The organism is Planktothrix sp. (assembly GCF_046067725.1).
Classification (GTDB): domain Bacteria; phylum Cyanobacteriota; class Cyanobacteriia; order Cyanobacteriales; family Microcoleaceae; genus Planktothrix.
This window is the reverse complement of record NZ_JBJUDF010000051.1, coordinates 1-3,788: the sequence shown is the minus strand read 5'-3', so window position 1 is coordinate 3,788 and position 3,788 is coordinate 1. Positions and strand designations below refer to the sequence as shown.

General features: G+C 41.2%; 5 protein-coding genes and 1 pseudogene. 4 read left to right on the top strand and 2 right to left on the bottom strand.

Features of this window, described 5'->3' with window-relative positions:
• The 3 genes and pseudogenes from ACKPEB_RS02815 to ACKPEB_RS02805 all read left to right on the top strand — a co-directional run.
• A pseudogene (locus ACKPEB_RS02815) lies at nucleotides 1-243 on the top strand (PIN domain nuclease); the annotation flags it as partial.
• 200 nt (nucleotides 244-443) lie between these two features.
• Nucleotides 444-683 (top strand): hypothetical protein, encoded by a 240-nt coding sequence (locus tag ACKPEB_RS02810; RefSeq protein WP_408963268.1) that lies wholly within the window; start codon nucleotides 444-446, stop codon nucleotides 681-683.
• Between the two features lie 49 nt (nucleotides 684-732).
• Nucleotides 733-1,143 (top strand): Npun_F0494 family protein, encoded by a 411-nt coding sequence (locus ACKPEB_RS02805; protein WP_408963267.1) that lies wholly within the window; start codon nucleotides 733-735, stop codon nucleotides 1,141-1,143.
• Nucleotides 1,144-1,165: 22 nt separating this feature from the next.
• On the opposite strand, the gene ACKPEB_RS02800 is transcribed toward ACKPEB_RS02805, so the two are convergent.
• A complete protein-coding gene (locus tag ACKPEB_RS02800) occupies nucleotides 1,166-1,648 on the bottom strand; it encodes a DUF4168 domain-containing protein (RefSeq protein ID WP_408963266.1) in 483 nt (160 codons plus the stop codon).
• Nucleotides 1,649-1,729: 81 nt separating this feature from the next.
• Nucleotides 1,730-2,236, bottom strand: coding sequence for a DUF4168 domain-containing protein (locus ACKPEB_RS02795; RefSeq protein ID WP_408963265.1), 507 nt, complete (start codon nucleotides 2,234-2,236; stop codon nucleotides 1,730-1,732).
• A 274-nt stretch (nucleotides 2,237-2,510) separates the two neighbouring features.
• On the opposite strand from ACKPEB_RS02795, the gene ggt reads away from it, so the two are divergent.
• On the top strand, nucleotides 2,511-3,788 hold a 1,278-nt coding region (gene ggt / locus ACKPEB_RS02790; RefSeq protein WP_408963264.1), incomplete at its 3' end, for a gamma-glutamyltransferase.

The following is a 3,788-nucleotide window of genomic DNA, read 5'->3' as shown; positions in this document are numbered from 1 at the left end:
GCCCAGAAAATCTTATGGGAATTCCTCAATAGAAAAGCCTTATATCTTCATTCTGCTAATGAAGCCGAATACCAACGAATGAAGGTTTTGATGGAAAAATATCAAGATATTCCTATGGATTTAGCAGATTCTTCTCTCGTTGCTACGGCAGAAAGTCAAAAGATTAAACGCATATTTACATTAGATAGTGATTTTTATATTTATCGACTGTATGATCGAGATGCTTTTGAAGTAATACCGTAAAATTGTGCATCTATGATACAGGTGATTAGGTTTATTAGGATTCAATCTTTTTTTCATGTGCTCGCTTCAAACATTAAGTTCTGCAACAGTTTCTTTTATTAAAATTGAAATTATGTAACTCTGGATACAGAAATAATTTGAGTTGTCAAGTTGGGACAACTAGAACAGCAAAGTCAACGGTTGATGAGGGACAAGGAACGATGAAACTTAATCTCAAACAAGCGGATACAGAAATTCAACCGCAATGGCAACCGATTGTGGGGTATCCCTGTCAGCCCGAATTTGAACCCTCAACCTGGGTACAACTGTGGCAACTTCCTAACCCCTACAGCCATGATGAAGCGTTGCTGTTATGCCAACTGTCCGAGGATGAATGGGTGGGGTGGATTCCCGATCACGGTGAAACGATATTATATCGCTATCAATTCTTTCGGCGTTAATGGCTCAGATGGGCTACAGTACAAAAAGAACGTTATCCCATCAAGTGTTATGACTGTTTTGGACTCTCCGGGGAAGTCTTCAATCCAATATTCTGAACGCACGCTCAAACGTGCTGAACGAGCACTTCAGTGTTCTCCGTTTCAACTGCAACTATTCACTACGATGCGGTTTAGTAGTGTCAGCCTTAATGGAATCGCCGGACAGTCTGGGGTTAATTCTGGCTATACCCGGACGACCTTAACAGAACTCGCGGTTGAAAATGCGTTACTTTGGCTGATTCAAGTGGGGGTTCTCCGTCGAGAAGTTGATGGTCAGGGAATTACAGATAGTTTTCGTCTAACACCCCTGGGACGGAAATTAATTGACCAATGGGAAAGCCAAAATCAAGGGATTCCTCAACCTTCATTATGCGATCGCTCGATCAATAGTCTCAATCGTTGGTTAAGATTTCCACTTTAACAGGCATCTTGCCTGTTAAACATTATTTTCCACCCGATTGTAATAACTGTAAAATTTCAGCTTGAATCCGTTGTCTAAAGGAAGGGTTATTTTGTTGTTGACGGGTCATTTCATTGAACTGAGAAACGCTTAAGCCCTTAGACTCAATAATCCGTTTAGCTTGGTCACAGTAACTCACCGCCAGTTGGGGCGCATTTCCAGGTAATGCACTAAAACTGGTGGGTTGATCACAAACAATCCGGGGAACATCCCCAACAATTTTTTTAATCTCATTCGCCACTTCATGACGTCGTGATTCTAACGCTAAAGCCGCACGAGCATAATTTTTAATGGTTTCTTCACTATAGTTAAAACTTTGTTGGGCGTGGGCTGCTGAACCCAAGCTGAGAGACGGAAACGGTTGGGAGGGGGTTTGACTCCATCCGATGAAACTTCCACAGGCGGATAGAATCGCAATGGTTAAGGATTGGGATAGAAATTGACGAACCAGGAATAAAGTTTTCATAGTAAGTTCAGAATATATTCAGTTAATAGGTTCTGCTGGAAACAGAACATGAAACTTCTATCAGAGTCAGGTGTATTAATCCTAAGTACCAGATCCATTTTGTAGGCGCTGGAGTTCCGCTTGAATGCGTTTTTGCAAAGCCGGGTCAGCTTGTTGACGTTGGGTAATTTCGTTAAAACGGTTAATCGTTAACTCGTTGGTTTCAATAATGGATTTTGCTTTAATACAGTAATTCACAGCGATGTCTCGAACTGCTTTTTCCTGACGATTAATCGTTCGAGTTTCATTACAAACCATATCAGGAATAGACTTTTGGGCTCCCAAAAGGGCTTGAATGTCATTATAAGCCGTTTGACGGGTGGGTTCAATTTCTAACACCGCACGAGCATAGTTGCGAATTTCGATTTCACTAAATTCTGGGGACGGCTGGGCTTGAACCACGCTATTCAACTGAGAACCCGTTGACCTAGATAAATCGGGGACAATTCCTAACACAATCGCGCCACTGGAGAACAGCCCCAGCAGTAGAGCCTGAGTGAGTAATGGGTGGGGACGCATAAATCGCAAGGGACGCAAAAAATCCATCATATTGAGACGTTGTAATACCAAAGGCGGGTGAAAGTGCTTAGTTCTCTTGAATTATTTTATCCCTAAGAAGTTCCTCATTGAGAACTTAAAAATCTTCCAGCTAAAAATTTGAGTACCAATCACAATTTTGAGTCCAATCCAAGGGATAGCTTCACCGAGACCCAGCAAAACATCGGAGATCCAAATGCTGCAACAGCTTGAAGTTAAATTTTTGAAGTGATCAATTATTGTATCCTGAAAGGTTGAGAAATTGCTTCAAATCAGAACTTTAAACATGATTAAGAAGGTACACGGGGTAATTGCCGCAGGACATCCAGAAACCGTTCAAGCTGGTTTAGCGATGTTTGACGCGGGAGGAAATGCTTTTGATGCGGCGGTTGCTTGTTTGTTAGCGGCTTGTGTGACGGAACCCGGTTTAACGTCCTTAGCAGGAGGGGGATTTTTATTAGCCCATACTAACAGCAATCATAACATTTTATTCGATTTTTTTACCCAAACTCCTCGATCTAAATGTCCAAGATCTCAGTTAGATTTTTATCCCGTCGGGGTTAATTTTGGCACCATGATTCAAGATTTTCATATTGGTTTAGGATCGATGGCTGTTCCTGGGGTTTGGGCCGGAGTGATGCGGGTTCAAGAAACCTTGGGACGTTTACCGCTTTCTGTTGTTGCTGAACCTGCTATTATTTTAGCAAAATATGGTGTTGAAGTCAATTCTTTTCAAGCTTATACGTTTTCTAATTTATTACAACCGATTTTGTTAACAACGGCAGAAGGACGGGAAATTTACGCCCCGAAGGGTAATATTTTAAAAGCAGGCGATCGCTTAATGATGACCCATTTTGCCGAAACTTTAGAAGCGTTAGTATCTGGAGGAAGGGGAGAATTTTATCACGGAGAAATTGCTCAACAATTAGTTCGAGATTGTCAGAATAAGGGCGGACATTTGACGTTAGAGGATCTGGAAAATTATACGGTCATCGAACGGAACCCTTTAACCCTTAATTATCGAGGAAAAACTTTATTAACGAATCCTCCTCCGAGTTCGGGGGGGACGTTAATAGCGTTTGCGTTAAAACTTTTGTCCTCTGTTGATTTAACTAAGATTCAGTTTGGGAGTCCCCAATATTTAAACTTGTTAAAAACCGTGATGCAAGTGACTAATATTGCTCGCAAAGACAGGTTAGATGGCGATTTACATCAAGTGAATATTGCTGAAAATTTTTTATCTTCTGTCTCTCACTATCAACAACCTTTCCTACATTCAGTCAATAAATGGGGAAGTACCACTCATATTAGTGTCTTAGATGAAGAAGGAAATGCAGCCAGTGTCACCACGTCTAATGGAGAAGGTTCAGGATATATGATCCCCGGAACGGGAATTATGGTTAATAATATGTTGGGAGAAGAAGACTTAAACCCCCAAGGATTTCATCAATGGCTGGAAAATGTTAGAATTTCTTCGATGATGTCTCCCACTTTAGTCTTAAATGATCATCATAAACCAGACATTGTTCTGGGTTCTGGTGGTTCTAATCGCATTAGAACGGCA